Consider the following 2,120-nt stretch of genomic DNA (forward strand, 5'->3'; position numbering starts at 1 on the left):
GCTTGAGGGCCGGCACGTCGTCCGCCTGGGCGGCGGCAGGCGCCACGGTGCCGGTCTGGTCCGCGTCGGCTTGGGCCACTGGGGCAACATGCTGCGGCGCCGGATCGACCGGCTCGGTGGCGGCCACTAGCGGCGCGGCGGGCGCTGCCGGATCTTCACGCGGCACCAGCGAACCGTCCGACTTGACCACCATGGTCCTCACCTTGCGCGGCGCAACGGCGACGACATCGGCATTGGTGCCCTTGTCGGCATCCTGCAGCACCTGCGCAATGCGGTCCTCGGACTTGGGCGCGGGCGCCGTATTGTCGGCAGAAGCGTTGTCGGCCGAAGCGGCGCCGGCCATCGGCGCGGCATTGCCGACATCGGTTCCAGCGGCGGCTGCATTCTGGTCCGGCGAAAGGTCGATGGCGCGGGCCGGATCTTTCGCCTGGACGTCCACTGGCTCTTCGACGTTGGTGACCAGCTTTTCCTGGACCGGCTCGGCTGGCTTGGCGCCCCTGACCGCGTCGTAGACCTTGTTGTCCTGATTGGGCACCACGGCGCCGCCCGGATTCTCCGGCTTGACCTTGATCGGCGCGTTGTCGGCCTTGACGATGACAGGCGCTTCGCTGCCGCCCTTGCCGCCAAAGGACAGCGCAAAGGCCCCGAGACCGCCCGCGACCGCGACCGCGCCGACAATCGCGGCGATGAACAGTCCGCGTCCGCGCGTCGGCCTCCCGGCCTCACGCTCGCCGAGACCCGGAACAGCCATAGCCTCGTCGAGTTCGGGATCGTAGTCGAGTTCATCGACAGTAAAATCATCGGCTTGCGAAACCGGCTGGCTCCCTGGCAGGCCGTCGAGGTCGAAGCCGGAGGCGTCGGCATAACCCGTGGGCGCCGCCGCGCGGGCGGACATGTCCATCGGCCGCGCGGCATAGGTCCGCGCTTCCGGCTCATAGCCCGGCTTGAGCCCGTCGTAGCCCGGCTTGACCCCGTCATATGCCGGCTTGAGGCTGTCATAGCCCGGCTTGAAGCCCGCGGCATAGGAGTCATCATCGTAAGACGCGCTGGCCACATTGCTCGTGGGAACAGGAGCGACCTCCACCGCGTTCATCTCGGAGAGAAGGCTGGAGAACTCCGCATCGAGATCGTCGTAGCCAGACGACGCCGGCTGGTCTTCCTCGAAGTGCAGTTCGGGAATATCGAGATCGTCGGCTAGCGCGACGACACGCTCGGGTACATCGACCGTTTCGACGTCGGGCATGTCTTCGTAATGCGCAGGCTGGCGCGATTGGGGCGCCGGCACCGGGGCAGCGGGAGCCACGGTCTCGACCGGCTCGGACGAACGGTAGGACGTCATGGCGGCGACTGCCGGCGCGGCGGCCACGGATGCCACCGAAGCGGCCGGCTGAGCAAACGCAGGCTGAGCACTGAATGACGGCTGCTGCGGAACCGGCGTCACGCGGCTCCACGAACGCGTCGGCTCTGCCGGTTGGGAACGCTCCGCAAGCCAATCGAGAGAATCCGCCGAATTGTCCCGGTCAGTGGCTTCGTCACGCGGATCAAGATCCTTGGGCAAAGCCGCGTCGAACGCATCATCGTCGAAATCGACATCGCCAGCCGTGTGCCAAGTCGTATCCTGGAGTTCATCAAGCATAAGGTCGTCAATATCCGCATCGGCCGCTTGGGCCGTGCCAACATGCCGGTCCTGCTCAGGCGCGGGTTCGTCAAGATCCCAGTCGAGGTCGCCGACAAGATCGGCCGGTTCCTCGGCGGGCTCGGCAACAGGCGGCAGGGCGGCGACAGCCGGCTGAGCCGTGACGGGCTCACTGGCGACCAGCGCCGTGCGCGCCGTCATGGCACCCAGCAGCGCATTCAACTCGTCTTCCAGGCTCCGTTCGTCCGCGGCCGGGGCATGCGCCGCCGGCGCAACATGAGCCTCTGGCGCCGCCGGCTGGACCGTCGCGGCAGCAACCTCGGCGACCGGCTCTTCGGCCGTTTCGGCAAACGCGTCGTCCAAACTTAGGTCGAAAGCATCGTCCGAAATGCCTTCAGGGATGGGAATGTCGCCGTTCGCGTCAGTGATATCGACAAGCGCATCATGCGCGTGCGGCTCGTCGCAGGCATTCGGCTCATCCGCG

Annotated in this window: 1 pseudogene; it reads right to left on the reverse strand. The window is 67.1% G+C overall.

Features of this window, described 5'->3' with window-relative positions:
• A pseudogene (locus tag EN964_RS32620) lies at nt 1–2,120 on the reverse strand (SPOR domain-containing protein); the annotation flags it as partial.

This window comes from Mesorhizobium sp. M7A.F.Ca.CA.001.10.2.1 (assembly GCF_003998575.1).
In the GTDB taxonomy this organism is placed as follows: Bacteria; Pseudomonadota; Alphaproteobacteria; order Rhizobiales; family Rhizobiaceae; genus Mesorhizobium.